Raw genomic sequence first — 524 nt, forward strand, 5'->3', positions numbered from 1 at the left:
GTGAGACAGGTGCTGCATGGCTGTCGTCAGCTCGTGTTGTGAAATGTTGGGTTAAGTCCCGCAACGAGCGCAACCCTTATCCTTTGTTGCCAGCGGTCCGGCCGGGAACTCAAAGGAGACTGCCAGTGATAAACTGGAGGAAGGTGGGGATGACGTCAAGTCATCATGGCCCTTACGACCAGGGCTACACACGTGCTACAATGGCGCATACAAAGAGAAGCGACCTCGCGAGAGCAAGCGGACCTCATAAAGTGCGTCGTAGTCCGGATTGGAGTCTGCAACTCGACTCCATGAAGTCGGAATCGCTAGTAATCGTGGATCAGAATGCCACGGTGAATACGTTCCCGGGCCTTGTACACACCGCCCGTCACACCATGGGAGTGGGTTGCAAAAGAAGTAGGTAGCTTAACCTTCGGGAGGGCGCTTACCACTTTGTGATTCATGACTGGGGTGAAGTCGTAACAAGGTAACCGTAGGGGAACCTGCGGTTGGATCACCTCCTTACCTTAAAGAAGCGTTCTTTG

At 53.6% G+C, this 524-nt stretch carries 1 rRNA gene; it reads left to right on the plus strand.

From position 1 onward, the window contains the following. A 16S ribosomal RNA gene (locus tag E0D98_RS25665) occupies window positions 1-504 on the plus strand; the annotation flags it as partial. Window positions 505-524 lie beyond the last annotated feature (20 nt).

Origin of the sequence: Escherichia sp. KCJ4928, from assembly GCF_004352695.1 — a bacterium.
Taxonomy (GTDB): domain Bacteria; phylum Pseudomonadota; class Gammaproteobacteria; order Enterobacterales; family Enterobacteriaceae; genus ECMA0423.